Origin of the sequence: Pseudomonas sp. FG-3G (genome assembly GCF_901007645.1) — a bacterium.
GTDB classification, from domain to species: domain Bacteria; phylum Pseudomonadota; class Gammaproteobacteria; order Pseudomonadales; family Pseudomonadaceae; genus Aquipseudomonas; species Aquipseudomonas rhizophila.
The window spans coordinates 53,229-76,278 of sequence record NZ_CAAKGZ010000034.1; the positions used below are offsets into that span (position 1 = coordinate 53,229).

Consider the following 23,050-nt stretch of genomic DNA (forward strand, 5'->3'; position numbering starts at 1 on the left):
GGCAGTGTTTAACAGCATTGGCCCTAATTTTTCTGAAAGCCTAGGATTCACAGCGTTCCGGCTCAGACCGGGTCCTTATCGAGATGATTTCTATCATGTCTTCCGCTGCATCATTCCGCACAGAAAAAGACCTGCTTGGCGTACTTGAAGTACCGGCGCAAGCGTATTACGGCATCCAGACCCTGCGAGCGGTGAACAACTTCCGTCTCTCCGGCGTCCCGATCTCGCATTACCCCAAGCTGGTGGTCGGTCTGGCAATGGTCAAACAGGCCGCCGCTGATGCCAACCGCGAGCTGGGCCAACTCAGCGAAGCCAAGCACGCCGCTATCAGCGAAGCCTGTGCACGACTGATCCGCGGCGATTTCCACGAAGAGTTCGTGGTGGACATGATCCAGGGCGGCGCTGGCACTTCAACCAACATGAATGCCAACGAAGTCATCGCCAACATTGCGTTGGAGGCCATGGGCCACAACAAAGGCGAATACCAGTACCTGCACCCCAACAACGACGTGAACATGGCGCAGTCCACCAACGACGCCTATCCGACCGCGATTCGCCTGGGTCTGCTGTTGGGTCACGACGCGTTGCTGGCCAGCCTCGACAGCCTGATCCAAGCCTTTGCCGCCAAGGGTGAAGAGTTCAGCCACGTCCTGAAAATGGGCCGCACCCAACTGCAGGACGCTGTGCCGATGACCCTCGGCCAGGAATTCCGCGCCTTCGCCACCACCCTGAGCGAAGACCTGGCACGCCTCAAAACCCTGGCGCCTGAACTGCTCACCGAAGTAAACCTGGGCGGCACCGCCATCGGCACCGGCATCAACGCCGATCCGCGCTATCAGGCCCTGGCCGTACAGCGCCTGGCAACCATCAGCGGCCAGCCGCTGGTACCGGCCGCCGACCTGATCGAAGCCACGTCCGACATGGGTGCCTTCGTACTGTTCTCCGGCATGCTCAAGCGCACCGCGGTCAAGCTGTCGAAGATTTGCAACGACCTGCGCCTGCTGTCCAGCGGTCCTCGCACCGGCATCAACGAGATCAACCTGCCGGCTCGCCAGCCAGGCAGCTCGATCATGCCGGGCAAGGTCAACCCGGTGATCCCCGAAGCGGTCAACCAGGTAGCGTTCCAGATCATCGGCAACGACCTGGCCCTGACCATCGCGGCCGAAGGCGGGCAACTGCAATTGAACGTGATGGAGCCGTTGATCGCCTTCAAGATCTTCGACTCGATCCGCCTGCTGCAACGGGCCATGGACATGCTGCGCGAACACTGCATCGTCGGCATCACCGCCAACGAAGCGCGCTGCCGCGAACTGGTCGAGCACTCGATCGGCCTGGTCACCGCCCTGAACCCGTACATCGGCTATGAAAATGCCACCCGTATCGCCCGTGTTGCGCTGGAAAGCGGCCGCGGCGTACTGGAACTGGTGCGCGAAGAAGGCTTGCTCGACGATGCCATGCTCGACGACATCCTGCGCCCCGAAAACATGATTGCTCCGCGTCTCGTCCCGCTGAAGGCGTGATCGACGCAATGACTGCTCACCAGGTCGAGGGACTAGACACCTCTCACCTTTTGAGGGCTTGGGGATTTATTCCCCAAGCCCTTTTTTTTAACTGATAGCTACAAACGATTAGAGAACCTGTAGGAGCGAGCCCGCTCGCGATAAACGATGACGCGCTGCCGTTTGAAAAAACCGCGTCGCCAGCCATCGCGAGCAGGCTCGCCCCCGCAAGAACCTGACCGCGAGGCCAGGTGATTCAAAGGTCCGTTTCGTCGCACGCACCACAATCGTGCAGACGGGCGCCGCACTGGTAGGTATAGTGCCGCCCCTCTTCGCGTGAGCGGTCGTCAGAAACGAGACCCCCAACACATGCGAAAACCGAACTAATAACAAACCCGCAATATGGACCGGGACGAAACATCGCCTCACCTGTTGTGCCGCGCGCCGACCGATGTAACACGATGTTTCCAAATGGCCAGCATTTGCTTAAACAAAAAACAGCGAGGAATACTCATGCTCGAAGTCATCAACGACTTCCTCTCAGGGAAAGTGCTGATCGTGCTCATTGTCGGGCTCGGTAGCTACTTCACGATCCGCTCGCGTTTCGTCCAGTTCCGTCATTTCTTTCACATGTTCGCGGTATTCCGTGACAGCCTCAAAAGCAGCGCCGGCCAGCTCAGTTCCTTCCAGGCCCTGATGCTCAGCCTGGCCGGTCGTGTCGGCGCGGGCAACATCGCCGGTGTCGGCATCGCCGTCACCCTCGGCGGACCCGGCGCGGTGTTCTGGATGTGGGTGACCGCGCTGGTCGGCATGTCCAGCAGCTTCTTCGAATGTTCCCTCGGCCAGCTCTACAAGCGCTGCGACGCCGAAGGCCAATTCCGTGGTGGCCCGTCCTATTACATCCAGCACGGCCTGCAGAAGCGCTGGCTGGGCATGATCATGGCGTTCCTGCTGCTGATCACCTTCGGCTTCGCCTTCAACGGCCTGCAGGCCCATGCCGTGACTCACTCGCTGAACAACGCTTTCGGTTTCGACACCACCTACACAGGCATTGGCCTGGCGGTGCTGTTGGGCCTGGTGTTCATCGGTGGGATCAAGCGCATCGCCAAGGTTGCTGACCTGCTGGTGCCGGTCAAAACCCTGGCGTACATCGGCGTCACCCTCTACGTGATCGTGCTGCAGTTCGATCAGGTGCCGGCCATGCTGACCACCATCGTCAAAAGCGCCTTCGGCCTTGACCAGGCCTCTGGCGGCCTGATCGGCAGCGCCATCGTCATGGGCGTCAAGCGTGGCGTGTTCGCCAACGAAGCGGGCCTGGGCAGTGCGCCAAACGTCGCAGCCGTGGCCTCGGTCGAGCACCCGGTGGCTCAGGGTGTGATTCAGGCGTTCAGCGTGTTCCTCGACACCTTTCTGATCTGCACCTGCACCGCGCTGCTGATCCTGCTGTCGGGCTTCTACACCCCGGGCTTCGAAGGTGACGGTATTGCCCTGACCCAAAACTCCCTCGCCGCCGTGGTGGGTGACTGGGGGCGGGTATTCATCTCCGTGGCCCTGTCGCTGTTCGTGTTTACCTCGATCCTCTACAACTACTACCTGGGCGAGAACAACCTGCGCTTCATGGTCGGCGAAAACCGCAAGGTGCTGATCGGCTACCGCACCCTGGTACTGGTGTTGATCTTCTGGGGTGCCATCGAGAACCTCGGCACCGTGTTCGCCTTCGCCGACATCACCATGACCCTGCTGGCGTTCGTGAACCTGATCGCGCTGTTCCTGCTGTTCAAGGTCGGCATGCGCATCCTGCGTGACTACGATGACCAGCGTTCGGCCGGCATCAAGGTTCCGGTTTTCGATTCCAGCAAGTTCCCGGACCTGGATCTGGACCGCAAGGCCTGGCCAGCCAACCCTTCGGCACCGGTAGCCGCGCCTGGAAAGGCTCCGGCAGGCGTGGCCGCCGCGCAACGCTGATCGGTAGGCTGTTGGAAAAACCGGGCGCACCCTCTGCGCCCGGCGTGACACAGCGTAAGGTCGGCGTCATGCTCGACCTTATGTTGTGACAGCCCGATGAGCTGTCGCTTTCGTCCTCGGAGAACACCCATGAATTTCTCGACCTACCCTGCCGCCCAGCACGTCATGGTGCTCTACACCGGTGGCACCATCGGCATGCAGGCCAGCGCCCATGGCCTGGCCCCGGCATCCGGTTTCGAAGCACGGATGCGCGATTACCTGCACAGCCAACCCGAACTCGTCATCCCGCAATGGCGTTTCCGGGAAATGTCGCCGCTGATCGACAGCGCCAACATGACCCCGGCCTACTGGCAGCAACTGCGCGAAGCAGTGGTCGACGCCGTGGATGTGCAGGGCTGCGACAGCGTATTGATCCTGCACGGCACCGATACGCTGGCCTACAGCGCGGCCGCCATGAGCTTCCAGTTACTCGGCCTGCATGCGCGGGTGTGTTTCACCGGCTCCATGTTGCCCGCCGGCGTGACCGACAGCGATGCCTGGGAAAACCTCAGTGGCGCGCTGGTCGCCCTCGGCCAGGGGCTGGCGCCGGGTGTGCATCTGTATTTCCACGGCGAGCTGTTGGCCCCGACCCGTTGCGCCAAGGTGCGCAGCTTCGGTCGCCATCCGTTCAAACGCCTGGAGCGTCAGGGCGGTGGCATCAAGGCAACCTCGCTGCCGGCACAGCTCAATTACGACCAGCCCAAGCAACTGGCGAACGTCGCGGCGCTGCCGCTGTTTCCCGGCATCAGCGCCGAAATTCTCGATGGCCTGCTGGGCAGCGGCATCCAGGGCCTGGTGCTGGAATGCTACGGCAGCGGCACCGGCCCGAGCGACAACCCGGCCTTCCTCGCCAGCCTCGAGCGGGCGCGGGACAGCGGCGTGGTCGTGGTGGCAGTGACCCAATGCCATGAAGGTGGCGTCGAGCTGGACGTGTACGAGGCCGGCAGTCGCTTGCGTGGCGTCGGCGTGCTGTCCGGTGGCGGCATGACCCGTGAGGCGGCATTCGGCAAGTTGCAGGCGTTGATTGGCGCTGGGCTGCCGGTGGATGAGGTTCGGCGGCTGGTTGAGCTGGATCTGTGTGGCGAGTTGAGCTGACACCCGGCAAAACCTGTGGGAGCGAGCTTGCTCGCGATGGCTGACTTTCATTCAGCATCAATATTGAATGTTCCACCGCTATCGCGAGCAAGCTCGCTCCCACAGGGGCTCGCTCAAGCCTGGCAATCTTCGTTCGGCATACAACTTGCTCCATCTCCAGCCTCCCCCGGCCGGAAACGAACATGCTTCACTCCCACCTCACCACACTCAACGCCGTCTCCCTGGTACTCAATACCTTCAAGCACGAAGGCCTGCCCAGTGATGCATTGCTGACCGGCAGCGGCATCAGCGCGGCGGATCTGAGCCGGGCCGACACGCGCATCACCACCAATCAGGAGATGCAGGTCTGCGCCAATGCCGTGGCCCTCAAGCGCGACATCGGCCTGGAACTGGGCTTGCGCATGCACGTGTCGTCCTACGGGATGCTGGGGTATGCCCTACTCAGCAGTGCCACTTTGGGTGACGCTTTGCGTTTGGCGCTGCGCTATCCGGCGCTATTGGGAACACTCTTCGACCTGCACTTGGAAGAAGGCCATGAAACGGTCTGGCTCAGCGCCAGCGAATATCGGGAGAACCCCGCCCTGGCGGTGTTCAACGCCGAGTTCTGCATGGTTTCGCTAAAAGTCATCTGCAACGACCTGCTCGGCCAGACACTGCCTCTGCGCGCGGCGCGCTTCGAACATTCGGCGCCCGATTACCAGGCGCGCTACGCAGCGCTTTTCGACTGCCCGGTGCGTTTCGACAGCATCGACAACGCGTTTGCCTTCGACCGTCACTGGCTGGAACAACCACTGCCCCTGGCCGACCCCATCACCCACCACGCCATGGCCGAACGCTGCCGTCGGCAGAACACCGAGTTCACCGGTCGCCAGGCCTGGCTGGGGCGGATTCGCCAACTGCTCAGTGCACAATTGAACGCCGCTCCCGGCCTGGAAGGCTTGGCAGAACAAATGAACTGCTCGTCGCGCACCTTGCGTCGTCACCTCAAAAATATGGGCTGCAGCTATCAGGAACTGCTCGACGAACTGCGCTTCGAACGGGCCAAGCAGATGCTGTGCGAGGATAAATTGCCGATCTATCAGATTGCCGAAATGCTCGGTTTCAGCGAAACCGCCAGTTTTCGACATGCCTTTGTGCGCTGGAGTGGGGTGGCGCCGAGTCAGTTCAGGTCCTGAACCTTCGGTAATCGCCGCTTTCACGCACAACACCTATCCCCTGTGGGAGCAAGGCTTGCCCGCGATGGCGTCCGCTCAGACACATCCAGCGCCCTAAAAACTGACGCCAGATAGACCGCAACAACCGGTCTACGACGGCTGCGCCGCCGAGCGGGAGCAAGCTCCCTCGCCACGAATCGCAGAGCGACACGAAGCTCTGTTTACCCACCCGCCGTCACACTTCCACCACCCCACGCAACCCTGCGCAGTTGCCTACAACTACGCCAGAATCCGCCTGCTTGTGCGCCTTGCCCTCACCACCTATCGTCTCCCTGTCGCTGACATCCAGCGAACGGGTTTGGCGGCCCGGTTGACGAAAGTTCCTCACGTGAAAGGAGCTTCACTATGTTCAAGATTAAACCAAACCCAGCAGAAGCAGATCCCAACTCCCCCTACTTGGACGGTCTCAACGCAAAAAAGCTCGACGAAGCCTCCAAACGCGCATTGGACTATTACCTGGCGGCCAAACCAGCAAAACCCGCGGAAACCATCCAACCCGGCCAGCTATTCTCCGTCGTAAAAGGCCTCGACAACGAATGCCTGCTGGCCAACCTCAGCGAAACTCTGGCTTCTGCCGACGCGATGGTCAACGAGTTGGCTTTCGATCTGGAAGGCTCGCACCGCCACTTCCTCCTCGGCATCCAGCAACTGATTGAGCTGAGTTCATTGCTGGCGAACCGAGCGCTGGATAACGTCAAGCCACGCTAGCCGTTACACCATCAACCCCGTGGCGAGGGAGCTTGCTCCCGCTGGGTGGCGAAGCCGCCCCAAAACAGGCTGACGCATTCTCCAGACAAATCGCATCAGCCGGTTTACGACGGCTACGCCGCCGAGCGGGAGCAAGCTCCCTCGCCACATGCCGTGTATGCCTTCAGATCAGGTGTAACGTGCCGCCGCCTTCGCGAGCAAGCTCGCTCCCACAGGAGCTCCATGCCCCACCCCCGCGCACACCCGCGCCACCAAGGGGCGATTTACGGTCAAACCTTTTGGCCATTTCGATCCCCTTTTGGCCTCTCCTGCCGTTCTCTGAAACGCCGCACGCCGCAAGACTGTGTTCAAACCGACCAGCCTTGCGGAGAACAAAAAAATGCTGACGATCTATTCAGACGATCACCACCTGCACCACGGGCGTTGCGAGTTGATGGACGGGCAATTGATGCCCTGCTTCGAGATGCCGTCCCGGGCCGATCATGTGTTGGAGCGGGTCAAGGCGCGGGGACTGGGGCCGGTGGAGGCGCCGCAGGATTTTGGCCTGGGGCCGATCCAGCGCATCCACAGCGCGGCGTATCTGGAATTTTTCAAAGGTGCTTGGGACCGCTGGGCCAAGTACAACCGCGAGGGCGATTTGTTGCCCTTCACCTGGCCTGCGCGGACCTTTCGCACGGTCATACCCACGAGCCTGCACGGCCAGTTGGGTTATTACAGTTTCGACGCCGGCGCGCCGATTACCGCCGGCACTTGGCAGGCAGCCTACAGCGCCGCCCAGGTCGCCCTAACCGCCCAGGCCGAGATCCAGCGCGGCGCTCGCAGTGCCTTCGCGCTGTGCCGCCCGCCGGGGCACCACGCCGCCGGCGACTTGATGGGCGGTTATTGCTACCTCAACAACGCCGCCATCGCCGCCCAGGCGTTTCTCGACCAGGGCCATAAGAAGGTCGCGATCCTCGATGTCGATTACCACCACGGCAACGGCACCCAGTCGATTTTCTACGAGCGCAGCGACGTGCTGTTCGCTTCGATCCACGGCCACCCGGAAGCCGAGTTTCCGTTCTTCCTCGGTTACGCCGACGAGTACGGTGAAGGCGCCGGTGAGGGCTTCAACTTCAACTATCCTCTGCCGGCCGGTTCAGGCTGGGATACATGGAGCGCGGCGCTGGAACAGGCATGCGGGCAGATCCAAGGCTACGACGCCGATGTGATCGTGGTGTCCCTGGGCGTGGACACCTTCAAGGACGACCCGATCTCGCAGTTCAAGCTCGACAGCCCGGATTACCTGGCGATGGGCAAGCGCATCGCTGCATTGGGCAAACCGACCCTGTTCGTGATGGAAGGCGGTTACGCGGTGGCAGAAATCGGCATCAATGCCGTCAACGTTCTCGAAGGTTTCCAAAGCGCCGAATGAGGAATACAAGCATGAACAGACTCAAGCGTTTAATGGCTCCGACCGTGTGCGCCGCGCTGCTTTGCGGCGCTGTTCAGGCCGAGGAGCGCACCTTGCGCGTCTACAATTGGTTCGACTACATCACGCCCAAGGCCCTGGAGGATTTCAAGGCGCAGAACAGCCAGATCAAGCTGGTCTACGACATCTTCGACACCAACGAAGCGCTGGAGGCCAAGCTGCTGACCGGCAATTCCGGCTACGACGTGGTGGTGCCGTCCAACGTGTTCCTGGCCAAGCAGATCGAGGCCGGGGTGTTCCAGCCCCTGGACCGCAGCAAGCTGCCAAACTGGAACCACCTCGATCCCAAGCTGATGAAGCTGATCGAAGCCAACGACCCCGGCAACAAATTCGCCGTGCCCTACATGTACGGCACCATCCTGATCGGTTTCAATCCGGACAAAATCAAAGCTGCCCTGGGTGACAACGCGCCGGTGGACAGCTGGGACCTGATTTTCAAGGAAGAGAACATCAGCAAGCTCAAGCAGTGCGGCGTGGCGCTGCTCGACTCACCGTCGGAGATCCTGCCCCTGGCCTTGCAGCACCTGGGCCTGGACCCCAACAGCAAGCAACCGGCGGACTATGCCAAGGCCGAAGCGCTGCTGATGAAGATCCGCCCGCACATCACCTATTTCCACTCATCCAAGTACATGGCTGACATCGCCAACGGCGATATCTGCGTGGCGGTCGGTTACTCCGGCAGCTTCTCCCAGGCGGCCAACCGCGCCAAGGATGCCAAGAACGGCGTGACCGTGGACATGCGCCTGCCCAAGGAAGGCGCGCCAATCTGGTTCGACATGCTCGCCATCCCTAAAGGGGCGAAAAATCCGGACGACGCCTACACCTTTATCAACTACTTGCTGCAACCGGAGGTGATCGCACCGGTCAGCGATTTCGTTGGCTATCCGAACCCCAACAAGGACGCCACCGAAATGGTCGACCCGGCGATCCGCAGCAACCCCAACCTGTATCCGACCGAGGCGGCGATGGCTACGCTCTACACCTTGCAACCGTTGCCCAGGGACGCCGAGCGCGCGCGGACGCGAGCCTGGACCCGGATTAAATCCGGCCAGTAAAGGCTCTGTGGCAAAGGGTTTATTCCCAACCGGGCATTGTCAGGCGGCCTATACATAGTTACCACCTTCCCTGTCTTGTACCTCCCTAGCATGGAATCCCCGAAGCATTCAGCGGCGGGGATTCCACCTATCGCAAGACAGGGAGCGTCAGATGACCAGAACCTCTACAACCACGAACACTACACCTGAAGCCAGCCTCAAGAATGCTGTGCTCAACCAGCTACTCGCAGGGCCTACCTCCCCGGAAGTTGCCGCGGTGCTCCTGCGCAGGGCCCTCAAGAAAATGTATCCGACACTGGACCTCGATCCGCTCAACACAGTCGTTGGCGAGCCTCGCTGGGACATTGTCGACGGCGAAATCCTGGAACTGCCCACCCGTTACGAAACCCTCAGCGATATGGTGGCCGAACGAGTAGGCGTGAGCGATTCGACCATGCTGATCGAAGGCGTGCACTTTTTGACTCAGCTACCGATCAGCACCCCGGAGGTGCATCTGCCGGTACGTATCGAACAGATCGGAGCCCTGATCAACGAACTGGAGCCCGTCATGTTGTCCGCCTGCCAGGAACAACAACTGGCGTACTGGAACGCGCCAGTGGGCACATCCGGCCCACGCTGGCATGAGCTCTCCAGAACGCTGCGCAAGATCTGGGACGTCAAAGAGGTCAATGGCTGGACCACGACCGAATGCGACATGGCCAGGCAATTGTTCCTTTACCCCAACCCGGAGGACCGCAAGCAACATGATCGCTACGACACTCACGCGTACCTGATCGACATCGATGAAGTTGACGGGACCAAAGTGAGCCGCCTGAACGAAAATTCGTTGGTGGTACTGATCGGAACCATCGCCAGTAAAGAGGTCATCCTTACGTACTCGCTGCGCGACAGCTATAAAAAATTCGATTCACAGCAGGCGCTGGGGCAATTTCTCCCGACGCAACTGGACACCACGTTCCGCAAGAAAATCCAGTGGCGGCTGTATGAGCCCACCGGCAACATCTTCGATCAAAAGGCCTGCGGCCTGATCGCCATGCAGGTCAAGATCCTCGGTTCCTCCAGCTTTCTGAAAAAAGTTGCATCCATCGAAGACGACCAGCCAGTGACCAGCGGGCTGGACGCAGAAAAAGGTCTTGGCGCGACCTGGTTCGATAAAAAGATCCCCGACTGGCTGCTGGCAGCGTCGATATCCGATCAGATTCTGTTCGCCCAGCACATGAAAAACCTTTCGGCGTTGAGCAGTTCCCATGCCGGCAAGACCTACCTGGACGATATTGCTCCTATCAAGGAGTTTGCCTTGAACGCCCTCAAGAAGCAGATGCAAGCGGACCATGCCGACGCTGCGACACTCGATCCGGAAAAAATCGAGATCCAGATTCGCAGCCTCGTGGCCTGGGGGTCTTTTATCGTTCCGGGCAAATTCGAGACCACCCGGTTCAATCTCGTTGAGCTGGCCTTGCAAAACCTGATTGCACTGCCCCTGGGCAACAAAACCGTCAGGTCCCTCACCGACAAGGTGTTGCCCACCTGGATGACGACCGACTACATCGAAAGCCTGATCACCAAAATCGATATCGGTCGCGTCTATCCCGATCTGGTGAAGAGCAAACTGCTCGACGATCCGACCGAATCGGCCCGCCGCGAAGAGTTGTACACCTCCCAGTTGCGCATTCAACTGCCCATGCTGGCGCTGGAGGGAAAGATCCGAGGGCGTGGGAACATCGACGAACGGGGTTACCGTTATGTCGCCGCACTGATGGAACCGGAGGAAGCCGATCGCAAGGTCGACGGACAACCCATCGTCTTGCGCAGGCTGGCCTTCATATCCCAACAGAAACTGATCCCCTCGGAAGACATCGTGACCAATATGTTCGTGATCGGTCCGAAGAATCCAGACGCCGGTCCCTGCCTGCTTTATCGACCGCTGCTTGAGCCGCAGTTGTGCCAGTACCCCTCCTCCAGCAACCTGTTGTATGCGATCAGGCAAATCCCTGAATTGCGCCAATCGGTCCTGGCCTGGCTACCCGATGAGGTGCGCAGCAATTACAGCCGATACATTTTCTCGGGCCCGCTGCCCTCACCCTGGGTCATCGTTGAGTTTGCGACGGACCCTTTTACATCATGGCTCGATAGCGCCCCCGTCGGTTTGAGCGAAAAAACCCTGGGCCCCGATTTCCTGCCACTGTTGTTCAAGGCCAATGCCAATGCCCTGGTCGAGCTTGCAGACCGGCAATCGGTCTCCAACAGCGAAACCCGCTGGAGTACGTTCAAGCAGGCAGGCTGGCTGATTTTCAACCTGGCCCTGCCTTATCTGGGCGCTGCCGTGGGCACCGCCGTCTGGCTCTGGCAAATTCTGGATGACATTGAAACGCTGATGCAGGACAGCGAACACGCCAACGACCAAGCCACATGGGAGGCATTCGTCGACCTGCTGCTGAACCTGGCCATGGCGATCACCACCCACGCTATCGACCATGCCAGAGAAGGCACACGCAGTCGCAGGGCAGCGGCGCCGGAGGTGTTAGAGGAGCCGGTCAAGCTGGTTAAACCCAAGCTCATTATCGAAAAACTCGCGCCTTCCACCGCTAAGCAACCGCACCCCGAACACTATGAGTCCATCCATTCCAGCGGTGCCTTGACAGGCAAATCGGGAGAGGGTGCCAAGCTCCTTGAGAGTTTCAGTGTCGACGCGCCCGAAACACCAGGGCAGGCCCATACCGATGGCATGTCCAAAGGGCTCTATCAACGACAGGGGCGGTGGTACGCCAAAGTGGGAGAAAAATGGTTCAACGTGCTGATGGTGGGCGATAAGGTCTGCGTCGTCGACGGGAAGAATCCCTCGCGCCTGGGCCCTCCCCTGAGGCTGGATGTACACGGCAATTGGCATATCGACATCCGTTTGCGCCTGCGCGGAACGGGCTCAAAAGGTGCGATGGAAAAAGTCATCGCCGACACTCACCGCCGCAGCGTTCAACTGCTGGCCGAACTGAACCGCTTCGAAGAAAAAAAACCGGAGCACCAGGCACTGCTGACAATGAATGCGCAAGAATTGAACAGCGCCTCGGGCTCCGCCAAGGAGACCAAGCGCAACGTTTACTTGAGCACCTTGAAAACCCAGCGCGAAAGCTATGAAGAAGCGCTGAACATACTGACGCAATGGCCCGTCTTCCAATCAAGACCCGACGCGCCTAAAGCCAGGCTTGGCTACCTGAACGCACAGATCAACTTCACGTTCGAAGAGATAGACGCGCTGAAAGAGCGGTTTACCCCTGCCCTGAGAACAGCCATGGACATGGCCACCACCGGCGTCGCGGTCGTGGAGCAGCAGCACGTCGATGCAGCCGAAAGCATGATCCGGGTCGGCGAGGACATGAACGAGCGCCTGGATTACATGGAGACCCGTTTTTCCAGGCTCAAGATACTGGGGCGTGAAGGTTTTGAGTTTATCCGGCAGCACCGTGGAAGAATGCCGACCTACAAGAGCGACGGTATTCGTCTTATCCAGTTGGACATGTATCGCCACCTCTGCCTGTCGCTCGACAGCATCAATACAGTGCCCGAAGGTTGGGCGGTCATTAACCAACTGGTTGATAGCGCCACGATCGCCTTCCAAAGCCTGCACGACGCCATCGAGGAACGCAGCGTGATCCGGCTGGATGAGCAAATCGATGCATTTGGCAGTCTCACGGAACAGTTCACCGCCCTTGAAGAACAACTCGAATACGTGGGCACTGAATACAAGGACAGCGCCCGGCCGGCCGAACTCAATCGGCTGAACAAGCAGATCGGCGGCCTGAAAAAACGGGCACTGCAACATTTGGCCCAGGCCCTGGATGAGAGAAGCAACCGGCGCAGCATGGGCAACCCTTACGAGCCACGCCCCAGGTTCAGGAAGAAGTTCATCAGGGCACGCTTTTGGGGCCTTGTCAGTGGTGAGCCTCGTTTAACGAAAATGCAGGAAGAAACCGATTGGGTCGATGTGAAGAACCCGGTCACGGACAAGATCATCGCCACCTTCCACCGCAAGGGAACCGGTGAGTGGGTGCCCCATGCGCTCGCCGACACGCCGCAGATCGTCCCGCCACTGGCAACCAGCCTCGCAAAGGGCCAAGCCCTGATCGATGGGCTGGAGGCGTTCCAGGCGCAGGTCGAGGAGCACATGAATGCGCCAGGCCGATCGCCCACCGGTCTCGGAATGATCCTGAACGCCCATGCAAACAGGATGGAGAAAGTCGGCATTGCAATCAAAAAGGCAGTGGACAGTGCCTCGAACGAAACCGTTGAAGTGTCAGTAAAACAAAAGCGTACCGCCGAAGCCCTGCGCATGGCACTCAAGACGCAAGCGAAGGCCCTGTACGAGGAAGCCTTCGATGCCGTACTGAATGTCATCAAACATCGCCCTCCGACCATGGATGGCGTCATTTGGCTTAAAAGCCGCAACCGTATTTCCATCACCAAACTAAAGAACCGACAAAAAAACAAAGGCCCTCTTCGCGGCTATCTCGACCGGTATGAGATCAGGGACGTGAAGGAAAACAAAACGCTTTGGTTTGCCGATTTCCGTTACTCCACCGACTGGGTCCCCGCCCACGCCTACCTTTCCGGTCGCTTGAAAACACCGGAGCAAGTCAACAAGGGAGCACGCGCCGACGCCACCCAGGATCTCACCCAGCGCCAACTGATCGATCTTTACCGCAGCGAAATTGCGGTGGATCAGGCCAGGGAAGTGTTCTTTCCAAAGCGGCCCTCATAACGGTCAGGGTCTGAATCTGTGGGAGCGGGCTTGCTCGCGAAAGCGGTGGATCAGCCAGCCGCCATGTTGGATGCGCCCACGTCTTCGCGAGCAGGCTCGCTCCCACAGGGATTGTGCCAAGCGCTCAGCCTCCTGTTCTCCAGGCCTTGGCCAGGCTCGCCAGCGCGGTGCCAATCGCTGCTGGCGGGACGGCCGCGAACCCCAGCACCAGCCCGGCTCGCACTGGCGTCGTCGTGGTGGGCAACCAATAACCACTCAAGCCATTGATTTCGACACCGGCATGGGTCGCTCGGGCTATTAGCTCTTGCTCACGCTCGACGCTGTTCATCGGCACAGTGACGTGCAGGCCCGCCACCACCGTGGGCATGGCGCCAACCCCTGGAACCGCCTTCGGCCAGCCGGCCAGCAGCGCGTCGCGCCTGGCCAGGGCGGCCCGGCGCATACGCCTGATGTGCCGTTGGAAATGCCCGGCGGCCATGAATTCGGCCATCACCGCCTGGGTACTGACTTCAGAGTGGCGTACATCCACCGCACGACGTCGGGCGAAGGCGTCTACCAGGCCGGGTGGCAACACGAGATAACCCAGGCGCAAGGCCGGGAACGCGACTTTGCCGAACGTCCCGACATAAAGAACCCGCCCCTGGCGATCCAGTGCAGCCAGAGGCGCCAGCGGCGCACCGCTGTAGCGATACTCGCCGTCATAGTCATCCTCGACGATCCAGCCATTATTGCGCTCGGCCCAGGTCAGCAGCTCCAAGCGCCGCGCAAGGCTCATGACGACCCCGGTCGGGTATTGATGGGACGGCGTGACATAAGCCAGCCGACAGTGGTTCAACGTACCCAGCGCCGCGCAATCCAGACCATCGCCATCCACGGGCACCCCTCTGACCTCGGCACCGGCGACAGAGAACGCATGCCCGGCAGCGCGATAGCCGGGGTTTTCCACAGCCACGACGTCATCCGGGTCCACCAGTAGCTGTGCACAAAGGCTAATGCCCTGCTGAGCTCCGCTGGTGATCACAATTTGTTCAGCTGTGCAGTGCAGGCCTCGGGAGCTGCGCAGATACGCTGCGATAAGACCGCGCAAGCGCGCATCACCTTGGGAATCGCCATAGCACAGTTGCTGCAGATCCGGCTTGCGCCAGAAAGCCGCGTTCAGCTTGGCCCAAACCTCGAAAGGAAACAGATCGAACGCCGGAACACCGACCCGAAATGCCCTTGGCGGACCCAGGGGTGGTTGGGGCAAATGGTGCTTTCCAACCCGTTCCAATGCACCGCTGTGGATAACTTTACTGGATGGACCCACAGGTAAATCCAGCCAATCTGTGGGTAAACCAGTGGATAAGCCTGTTGAAAACCCTGTGGATACTTTTGTGGATATGTTTTTCAGCGGCAGGGCCGTCGACGACAGTTTTGCCACATAAGTGCCGTCACCGACCCGTCCTTCGATGAAACCCTCGGCGTAGAGCTGGTCATAGGCCCGCACCACGCTATTGCGGGAAATCGCCAAGGCCGCCGCCAGATCGCGACTGGCCGGCAGACGCGTACCGCTGGCCAACCGCCCATCCAGCACCCGCATACGCAAAGCCTGGTAAAGCTGGCGACTGAGCCCCTGACGGCGGTCCAGCTCAATGCCGGCGGGGTTGAACGACAGTGGCGGCACGGCATTGTTCATGAGAGTCCTCGCAAATGGACCTATCGAATTGGTCATAAGTGGCTCTTACAACAGACCAATAGCCTGCCTAGGATGCTCGCATTCGCCAAGGAAAATCGTCATGTACAACCCACAAGCCTTTGTCGTCGAAGACCTGCCCCAACTGCATGCCATGATGGGTGATTGCCGCCTGGCTGTATTGATCACTCACGGTGAACACGGCTTGCAGGCCAGTCATTTGCCACTGTTGCTGGACCCGCAACAAGGCCCCAATGGCAGCCTCTACGGCCACATGGCCCGGGCCAATCCACAATGGCATGACCTGGAAGCCGGTGCCGAAGCATTGGTGGTTTTCGCCGGGGCCGACGCCTACGTCAGTCCCGGTTTCTATCCCAGCAAGGCCGAACACGGCAAAGTCGTGCCGACCTGGAACTATCTGGCCGTACACGCCTATGGCCGCGCAGAGGTGTTCAGCGATTCCCATCGCCTGCGTAACCTGGTGGGCGCCCTGACCGATCGTCACGAAGCCGGCCGCGCCCAGCCCTGGAAAATCGATGATGCACCGGCGCAGTACATCGACAGCATGCTCAAGGCCATCGTCGGTTTCACCCTGCCCATCCAGCGCCTGGAAGGCAAACGCAAACTCAGCCAGAACCGCAGCCCCGCGGACATCAGCGGGGTGCGCCAGGGTCTTGCCGCCAGCCTGGACCCGCAGGACCAGGCCCTCGCATACCTGATGCATGACCTATCCTCCAAGGAGTGAACATGAGCCATCCCCAGATCCGCCTCGTCAGCGCTGACGATCACGCCGCCTGGTTGCCGTTGTGGCAGGCCTACCTGCGTTTCTACAACACCGAACTGCCGCAGGCCGTGAGCCAAAGCACCTGGCAACGCCTGCTCGATGACCGCGAGCCGACCCACGGCGCTCTCGCCTGGAACGGCGACGCGGCGGTAGGCCTGGTGCATTTCATTTATCACCGGTCGAACTGGAGCATCGAAAACTCCTGCTACCTGCAAGACCTGCTGGTGACAGAGCACAGCCGCGGCACCGGGGTCGGTCGCCAGCTCATCGAATTTGTCTACACCACCGCCAAGGCCGATGGTTGCTGCAAGGTGCATTGGCTGACCCACGAAACCAACGCGACGGCGATCCAGCTTTATGAGCGCATCGCCGAGCGCCCGGGTTACATTCAATTTCGCAAAGCCCTGTAAGGAGCGCAGCATGTCGATTTCCCTCGCCGATTGGAAAGGCGCTCCGGCGCCGTCTACGCAGTTGCTCGAAGGGCGCTTCATCCGCCTGGAAAAACTCGATCCGGCGCGTCACGCCGACGGCCTGTGGCAAGCCCTCGAAGGGCCCGGTGCCGACCCGAAACTCTGGGATTACTTGCCCTACGGCCCGTTCAAGGATCGCAGTGCGTTCGATGCGTGGCTGGCCAATCACGCCGCCAACGTCGACCCGTATTTCTTCAGCGTGATCGACCGCGCCAGTGGCGAGGTGCAGGGCATCCTCAGCCTGATGTCGATCGTGCCAGCACAAGGCCGCATCGAGATCGGCCATGTGACCTTCGGCGCGCCGATGCAGCGCTCGCCGAAAAGCACCGAGGCGATTTATCTGTTGGCCAAGGAATCTTTCGCTCTGGGTTATCGGCGCCTGGAGTGGAAGTGCAACAACGCCAATGCCCGTTCCAAATACGCTGCCGAGCGGCTGGGCTTCACCTTTGAAGGGGTGTTCCGCCAGCATATGGTGGTCAAGGGCCAGAACCGCGACACCGCGTGGTACTCGATGCTGGATTCGGAGTGGCCGGCGATCCGGGCAGGATTCGAGCGCTGGCTGAGTGAGGAGAACCAGAGCGCGGGTGGGCAGGTGCTTGGGTTGGTGGAGTGTCGCTCTTAAATTGTTTCGCCTGACAGTCAGCTATCGCGAGCAGGCTCGCTCCCACAGGAGCCCAGGGCGAATGCAGAATCTGTATTCGCCGCCAATCCCTTGTGGGAGCGAGCCTGCTCGCGATGGCTATTGGGCAGTCGACACATTCGTCGCCTGCCCACCGTCAAATCACTCCGACTTGCGCTTCACCTCACCAAACTGCTTGAGCGAGTCAGGGGTCACGCCCCGTCGTGCATACTGCCAGGCCCATTGCGGGATGCTCAGATGACTTTCCAGGTACACGGCAAAATCCAGACGGCTATGCCCCAAGCGGTTAGCTGGGAAGTTAAAGTTGTAGAGATAGAGCTGGGCCCGTCGTTGGCCGATGGCGAACAGGGTCTGGATGATTCGATTCGCACGGGCTTCTTCTGCCCCCAGGCTTTCTCTTAATGCCAATCCAAATTCCAGTCCAGAACGCAGCGACCCCGGTCGTCCAAGCGCCTGCCGAATAGTCGCATCGCTAAAATGCGGCCCAATCAGGTCAAGCCAGATCTGCATGGCGTAATCGGCTCGCAGACGCATAAGGTTCCCCACTAAACCCGGGGTATTTAACAAGATGGCCACCCGATTATTGGACGGCGACTCCCCTGGAGGGCTAAACAACTTCGCGACGGCAGGTACGTCTATGCTCTCAACGTTCTTCCACGCCCCGCCCAGGAACTTCATGAACGCCATCAAATTAAGTCGATAAACGAGAATGTTTTGCAGGTTCTGATCATTGAACACCTGCATCCAGTCAAGGTCGATGCGTCCCGTACGCTCCAGTTCGGCATAACGGGCGTCTGCATACGCGGCAATGAGTTCAAAGCGCCTGTCGGACAGCGCCGGATTACGGATCCACCTCGCGACGTCACTCACGGACAACATGCCACCGAGGTTGTGAGCGATAACGCGGGATCTCAGGATAATGTTGGCCCGCCGCAGCAGATCAGGGAAGCGCCCAAGGGCCGTTCTGAATAAATCAACGGTCCGCTCGACCATGTCGGCATACATGAACTGATCAAACAGCTCAGCATCGTCATCGACGAACTTGTCCCGAACACGCATCAGCTGGTCTTTTACGTCATCCAGATCATTGCGATCCACGAGATGGGCACCGTCCAGCAGCGTTTCTAGCTCATCCGGGTCCAGATGATCGTGCAGCGCCTCCTCATGCCTGACATAGGCCAGGCTATTGCGGGGATGATGACCGACCAACTGCCGGGCGGTGACCCCATACTCCAGCATGATGTGGGCCACGTCTTTGGAAACCAGCAGGTACTTGTCATCGAGCAGCCGGAGAATGTTCTGATCATCGACAGGCGGCAGCAGAATGTCCTCGAACAGTTGCTTCATGGTGACTTTTTCCTGCGCGGAAAAAGGGCCGCTGGTGCCCGCCGTCAGGTTCGCCGGAGACCGGGGCGATAACATGCGGCCGACTTCCTGCAGGATCTCAGGGGGTAACTTAGTCCCTGGCGCCCCAGTAATTGCCATACGAACAGTTCTGTTTGCATGCAGGTCCAAGTAATCCAAGGTCGGTTGGAACAAGCGCTGCGGGTTGGGCGTTCCGTAGACGATCCGGGTGAGATCGAGCATCGCCGCATTGTCCAGAAGATTGACCAGCGATGGCGCATTTTCAAAGAGCGCTTGCTGCACTCTGGAGACTGGCGGCGCCACGTATTGACTCAACTCCGGATGTAGATCGACATGATCGGCTGCCGCATCACGCAGACCCTGCATCGTGAACGTCTCCTGGGCCTGCCCTTCATTCAACCCAGCCGCCAAGGCCTTGAATAGGCAATCACCATCGGCATCGATATCCACCACGCGCTCACCCAAGAGCAAACTGTAATGGTCATGACCGGTTCGTCTCAAAACGACATCTGTGTCTGCTCTATCTGGATGCTCGGCCACCGGATAAATCGTTTCATGTTGCCCCGGGGTAAAACGCACCGACCAGGCACGTTGTGCGGATATTTCATCAATGATCAGCAAGCTGCGGTTTTGTGGCCAGATCGCCAGGCGCGTCATGATTGACGGCACCAGGTCTATGATCCGATTGTTCCAACTGCCCGGCGTGCGTATCGAATTGGAAACAGCGGAAACCGATAGGGCAGGCTTCTTTGACGGGCCCGGTTGGGCAGGCGTCTGCGCCGGCCGTTTGCCGCCGCCCCGGCCAAAGCCCACGGCACGCCACTGCCCATCGGACATGCGCGCCACGGTGCTGCGCATCACCCCACTGGAGCGGATGTCCAGCCCCGTCATCGGGTTGACCAGGGTGGCTTCGGTTGCATCCAGCTTCGTGTGGTCATGCACACGGAACACCGTCCCGTCGGGTTGTCGCACATACACGGGGCGAGCCGTCACACTGCCGGTGGCCACATTGCTGATCGTGGCACGATAAAAGCCTCGCGCGTCCGCGGTCAGCCCACGGATCACCGAGACATCCTTCACCGCATAAGGAGCATAGATCGCCATGTCCAATGGCAACCCGGACAGCGCTTCATCCTGACTCTGGCGCGCGGTCACCGCGCGGAAAAAAGATTGGCCCCGAGAGGGCACGGTGCCTCGGGCAAGACGCGATCCGCCATGGTTCGCTACCGCATGTACGAGCGCCAGAGTCTTCAGGTTCAGCGGAATAGCCCCGGTCCTGTACACCAGCAAGCCGGTCTTGATGGCGCTCTTGAGCATCTGGAAACCCGGCGCCAGGAACATACCGGCCAACTCCATGACAACCTCGATCGCCATCTGCCCGAACCTGCCATAGGTTTGATGACGGACATCGCGGTTACTGTTGGAACGCTGATCGGCATGGGCACTGTGAAAGTTGATGTGCGCCCGGTGGAGGGCTTCAAGAAGATCGCCGGTGATCAACGAACCGCGAATCAGCGGACGCCCCCCCTGTTGCCCCAGCGTGCGTTTTATCTCGGAAGGGTTACGCGTGGAGATACGCGAACGGAAATACGCCTGCCAATCCTCCCGTGACAACAGCTCGGCAACGCCCTCGCTCAGATCGGCAAACTCGTGGAAGTCCTCGCCCTCGGGACTGTCGGGAAAATAAACCCCCACGGTGCCCTTGATATCCGGCCCTTCCTGATCGGAAAACACCAGCACACCATTGATGCTGACCGCATTGCCCATATGGGCGTGTCGGCCGCCGACGGCCATGCTTCCACCCAACATCAGACCGTACACATGCACGCTGCGCCCCATGACGGAGGCGCGGGCCTCTACCGACGGCGAGCTCAGGACAGTGTCCAGCCAGAGGGCGAGTTTCTTCGTTGATTTGGGTGGGTTGAAGGTCTTATCGACCACCAGGGCCTTGAACACTGTGTCGCCCTTGAGCGAGGCCTCATAGCCTTTGAATTTCAGATTGGCCAGGTACGCTGTCTGCCAGGCCTTCTTGTAGGCCGGTTTATTCATTTGCTCCCTGAGCATGGCCTCATAACTGCCACCGGCATCGATGCTCGTCACCATCTTGGCCAGTTCGCGCCCGCTCAACGTAATGAAATAGCCGTTGGCCGGGTTGCGGATACGTTCGCCGTCGGAATCGATCAGGTAAGCGCTCAGTACCTCCCTCATTGCATTCGGGTGCTGAGACGGTCGCAGGTTATCCAATAGCAACTGGGTCAGGCTGCTGACACGGGACTGCCCCGGGTTGGCCCTCTTCCCATAGAAAAACGTAACCATGGACAGGTCCGGATCGGGGTCTATGTCCGCGTGCACGACCTTTTGCAGATATTGCCTGATCTTCTGGCGGGTGAACTGCAACAACGTCTGGATATCACTGGCTGCCGATTTATAGGCGGCTTCCAATACCAGCAGCTCCAGACCGCGATAATGCGATTTTTCCGCAGAGGTCGCCGTTTTAAAGAAATCAGGGCGATTGTCTTCAACCAGGGTTTCCTGGCGCGCAGCCAGTGGCCCGGCAAGGGACAGCATGGGCAGGTCCAGCGCATTTTCGACATTCAGGGCAAAGGCAGGCAAGGCGAGTGTTTCGTTTACAGGCGCATTCAGAAACGTTTCCAGCGCGGCACTTTGAAACCACAGCAGGTCATCGGCTGCGATTTCAAAGGCGTGTCCAGACAATTCAGAGGCGATATCCCGAATCCTGCGTTTTTGTCCCTCATAGACAGGGCTGACCTTATTGACCAGATCCTTGAAGGAACGGAATTTCTGGATCCCTCCTTCCAGCGAGTACAGGAACAATGCGGACTGGTCGGCCCGCTTGATGGTCATTGCAGCGGGCCATTTGCGGGGCGCTGCGGCACCCATGTCGAGCATGACGGCATAAACATGGGGAATGGGCGCCCGCAACAGGCGGTTTCTGTCCGTCATGCGAGGATGGGTCGTGATGATGTCCAGCAGGCGATCCTCATCGTTCTGCAGGTTGCGCTCACTCAGAGTCAATTGGAGGGCCGGATCCCGATCAGCCTTGTACAGATCGAACAAATACAAGAAGCGCCGAAACAGCAAAAAAGCAAGCGCCGCTTCAGCTGTGGATGGGCTTGGTGTATCGAGCCAGTCCGCTACGTACTTACCCGTGCGAAACGCAAGGAGGTCATCCTGAAACTGCCGCTTGAGACTTTCGTTGGTGGCCGGTTGAGCGACATAGAATGCCGACTCCATGATGGCTGCAGTTTTCCGATCCAATGGGCTGACAAATAGGCTGTCAGCCTCTTCCACCGTATCCGCACGACTGAAGAATCCCACGCCATCGACCGTGTAGGTGGGCCGTGTGTCCGTTGTCAGGCAGCTCAACATGACGTCGGTAAAGCGCTGCGAGGAGATCAACGCACGCTTACCCATCGAGTCGACGCTAAAGTGGTTCACGTAGCAGTGATCCGGGTCCAGGTGCTCAAACGCCGAGGCACGGAATTTCCCTTGCGCAAGCTTTGCCTTGATTCTGCCGACCAGCAGACTCTTGAGTACCGTGTCGAACGTTGGAAGCGCGGCGAGCAACCGGGCCAGCTTCACCTGATTGGCATCCAGAAGCCCCAATTGCCGGAGCTGCTCTTTTTCACGGGCGCCGAGCAGATTGCCGTGAGCATCCACCTCGGTGATGAGGGGCTGTCCAGTGCCCTGATAACCGGGCTCGATGCCGGCTCGCAATTGCTGCAGGACGTCTTGCGAGAGTGCTTTACCGTTGGCCCGCAGTGACGAAAAGTCCAGGGACATCTGACTTCGGTGGGGATAAACCCAGCCCTCTCGCGGGGACAAGGCGGAGGAGGAAGCCCGGCTTTGATGGGCTCTCAGAAAGCCTTGTGTCACGGCGTCCCGCAACGCCACCGCGGCGGTTTTGCGTTCAGCGGCCGAATCGACAGTCTCGACCTCCAGATAAGTGACCTGAACCTGCACCTCGCCGGTGAGGCCCCATTGGGCTAACCATTGATCGGCAAATGTATGAGGTTGAAATCGGCTCCCGTTGGGTAACAGGCTGATGGGTTTCAAGCGCGCGAAAGAAGGCACGCCACGTTCATTTTCAGAGAAAACAGTCATTTCAGTGTCCGGTTGTGATCAGGGCTGGGACCCTATCGCGCCGTTCGAGCGGAAATGACATACATATGTATGGAGGGGTTAGAGGGTTCGGGGAAAAGCGTAAGTCCAAATGTCAGCAGAATCTCACGACTCCGTGGCGAAGGCGCTTGCGCTCGGTTGCGCAGCAACCGCAAGTTCTTAGGGCCGCTGCGCAGCCCC

General features: G+C 59.6%; 13 protein-coding genes. 11 read left to right on the forward strand and 2 right to left on the reverse strand.

The window, feature by feature from the left end:
• The first annotated feature begins 95 nt into the window (after window positions 1-95).
• The 8 genes from aspA (at window position 96) to PSEUDOMOFG3G_RS22370 (ending at window position 13,796) form a co-directional block, all read left to right on the forward strand.
• A complete protein-coding gene (aspA, locus tag PSEUDOMOFG3G_RS22335) occupies window positions 96-1,520 on the forward strand; it encodes an aspartate ammonia-lyase (protein ID WP_025216214.1) in 1,425 nt (474 codons plus the stop codon).
• A 492-nt stretch (window positions 1,521-2,012) separates the two neighbouring features.
• Window positions 2,013-3,464, forward strand: a complete 1,452-nt coding sequence (locus tag PSEUDOMOFG3G_RS22340; protein ID WP_139048658.1) for a sodium:alanine symporter family protein — start codon at window positions 2,013-2,015, stop codon at window positions 3,462-3,464.
• Window positions 3,465-3,593: 129 nt separating this feature from the next.
• Window positions 3,594-4,598, forward strand: a complete 1,005-nt coding sequence (locus PSEUDOMOFG3G_RS22345) for an asparaginase (protein ID WP_139048659.1) — start codon at window positions 3,594-3,596, stop codon at window positions 4,596-4,598.
• A 182-nt stretch (window positions 4,599-4,780) separates the two neighbouring features.
• A complete protein-coding gene (locus PSEUDOMOFG3G_RS22350) occupies window positions 4,781-5,773 on the forward strand; it encodes an AraC family transcriptional regulator (protein ID WP_139048661.1) in 993 nt (330 codons plus the stop codon).
• Window positions 5,774-6,157: 384 nt separating this feature from the next.
• Window positions 6,158-6,520 carry a DUF6124 family protein gene (locus PSEUDOMOFG3G_RS22355; RefSeq protein ID WP_139048662.1) on the forward strand — a complete coding sequence of 121 codons (363 nt, stop codon included), beginning with the start codon at window positions 6,158-6,160 and terminating at the stop codon, window positions 6,518-6,520.
• Between the two features lie 379 nt (window positions 6,521-6,899).
• A complete protein-coding gene (locus tag PSEUDOMOFG3G_RS22360; RefSeq protein WP_139048663.1) occupies window positions 6,900-7,931 on the forward strand; it encodes a histone deacetylase family protein in 1,032 nt (343 codons plus the stop codon).
• 11 nt (window positions 7,932-7,942) lie between these two features.
• Entirely contained in the window at window positions 7,943-9,043 is a 1,101-nt protein-coding gene (locus PSEUDOMOFG3G_RS22365; RefSeq protein WP_139048664.1) for a polyamine ABC transporter substrate-binding protein, read from the forward strand.
• Window positions 9,044-9,194: 151 nt separating this feature from the next.
• The gene (locus PSEUDOMOFG3G_RS22370) at window positions 9,195-13,796 is read left to right on the forward strand and encodes a dermonecrotic toxin domain-containing protein (protein ID WP_139048665.1); all 4,602 of its coding nucleotides are present in this window, start codon (window positions 9,195-9,197) and stop codon (window positions 13,794-13,796) included.
• Between the two features lie 124 nt (window positions 13,797-13,920).
• On the opposite strand, the gene PSEUDOMOFG3G_RS22375 is transcribed toward PSEUDOMOFG3G_RS22370, so the two are convergent.
• Complete coding sequence (locus PSEUDOMOFG3G_RS22375) at window positions 13,921-15,471, reverse strand: PLP-dependent aminotransferase family protein (RefSeq protein ID WP_139048666.1); 1,551 nt, start codon at window positions 15,469-15,471, stop codon at window positions 13,921-13,923.
• 100 nt (window positions 15,472-15,571) lie between these two features.
• On the opposite strand from PSEUDOMOFG3G_RS22375, the gene PSEUDOMOFG3G_RS22380 reads away from it, so the two are divergent.
• Genes PSEUDOMOFG3G_RS22380 through PSEUDOMOFG3G_RS22390 form a run of 3 tightly spaced genes read left to right on the forward strand, consistent with a single transcriptional unit; the run spans window position 15,572 to window position 17,344 of the window.
• The gene (locus PSEUDOMOFG3G_RS22380) at window positions 15,572-16,213 is read left to right on the forward strand and encodes an FMN-binding negative transcriptional regulator (RefSeq protein WP_139048667.1); all 642 of its coding nucleotides are present in this window, start codon (window positions 15,572-15,574) and stop codon (window positions 16,211-16,213) included.
• A gap of 2 nt (window positions 16,214-16,215) precedes the next feature.
• Window positions 16,216-16,662: a GNAT family N-acetyltransferase gene (locus tag PSEUDOMOFG3G_RS22385; protein WP_139048668.1), complete on the forward strand. Its 447-nt coding sequence runs from the start codon at window positions 16,216-16,218 to the stop codon at window positions 16,660-16,662.
• 10 nt (window positions 16,663-16,672) lie between these two features.
• Window positions 16,673-17,344 (forward strand): GNAT family N-acetyltransferase, encoded by a 672-nt coding sequence (locus tag PSEUDOMOFG3G_RS22390; RefSeq protein ID WP_047226706.1) that lies wholly within the window; start codon window positions 16,673-16,675, stop codon window positions 17,342-17,344.
• Between the two features lie 159 nt (window positions 17,345-17,503).
• Here the strand turns inward: PSEUDOMOFG3G_RS22390 and PSEUDOMOFG3G_RS22395 are convergent, their stop codons facing one another.
• The gene (locus PSEUDOMOFG3G_RS22395; RefSeq protein WP_139048669.1) at window positions 17,504-22,852 is read right to left on the reverse strand and encodes a dermonecrotic toxin domain-containing protein; all 5,349 of its coding nucleotides are present in this window, start codon (window positions 22,850-22,852) and stop codon (window positions 17,504-17,506) included.
• Between the last annotated feature and the right edge of the window lie 198 nt (window positions 22,853-23,050).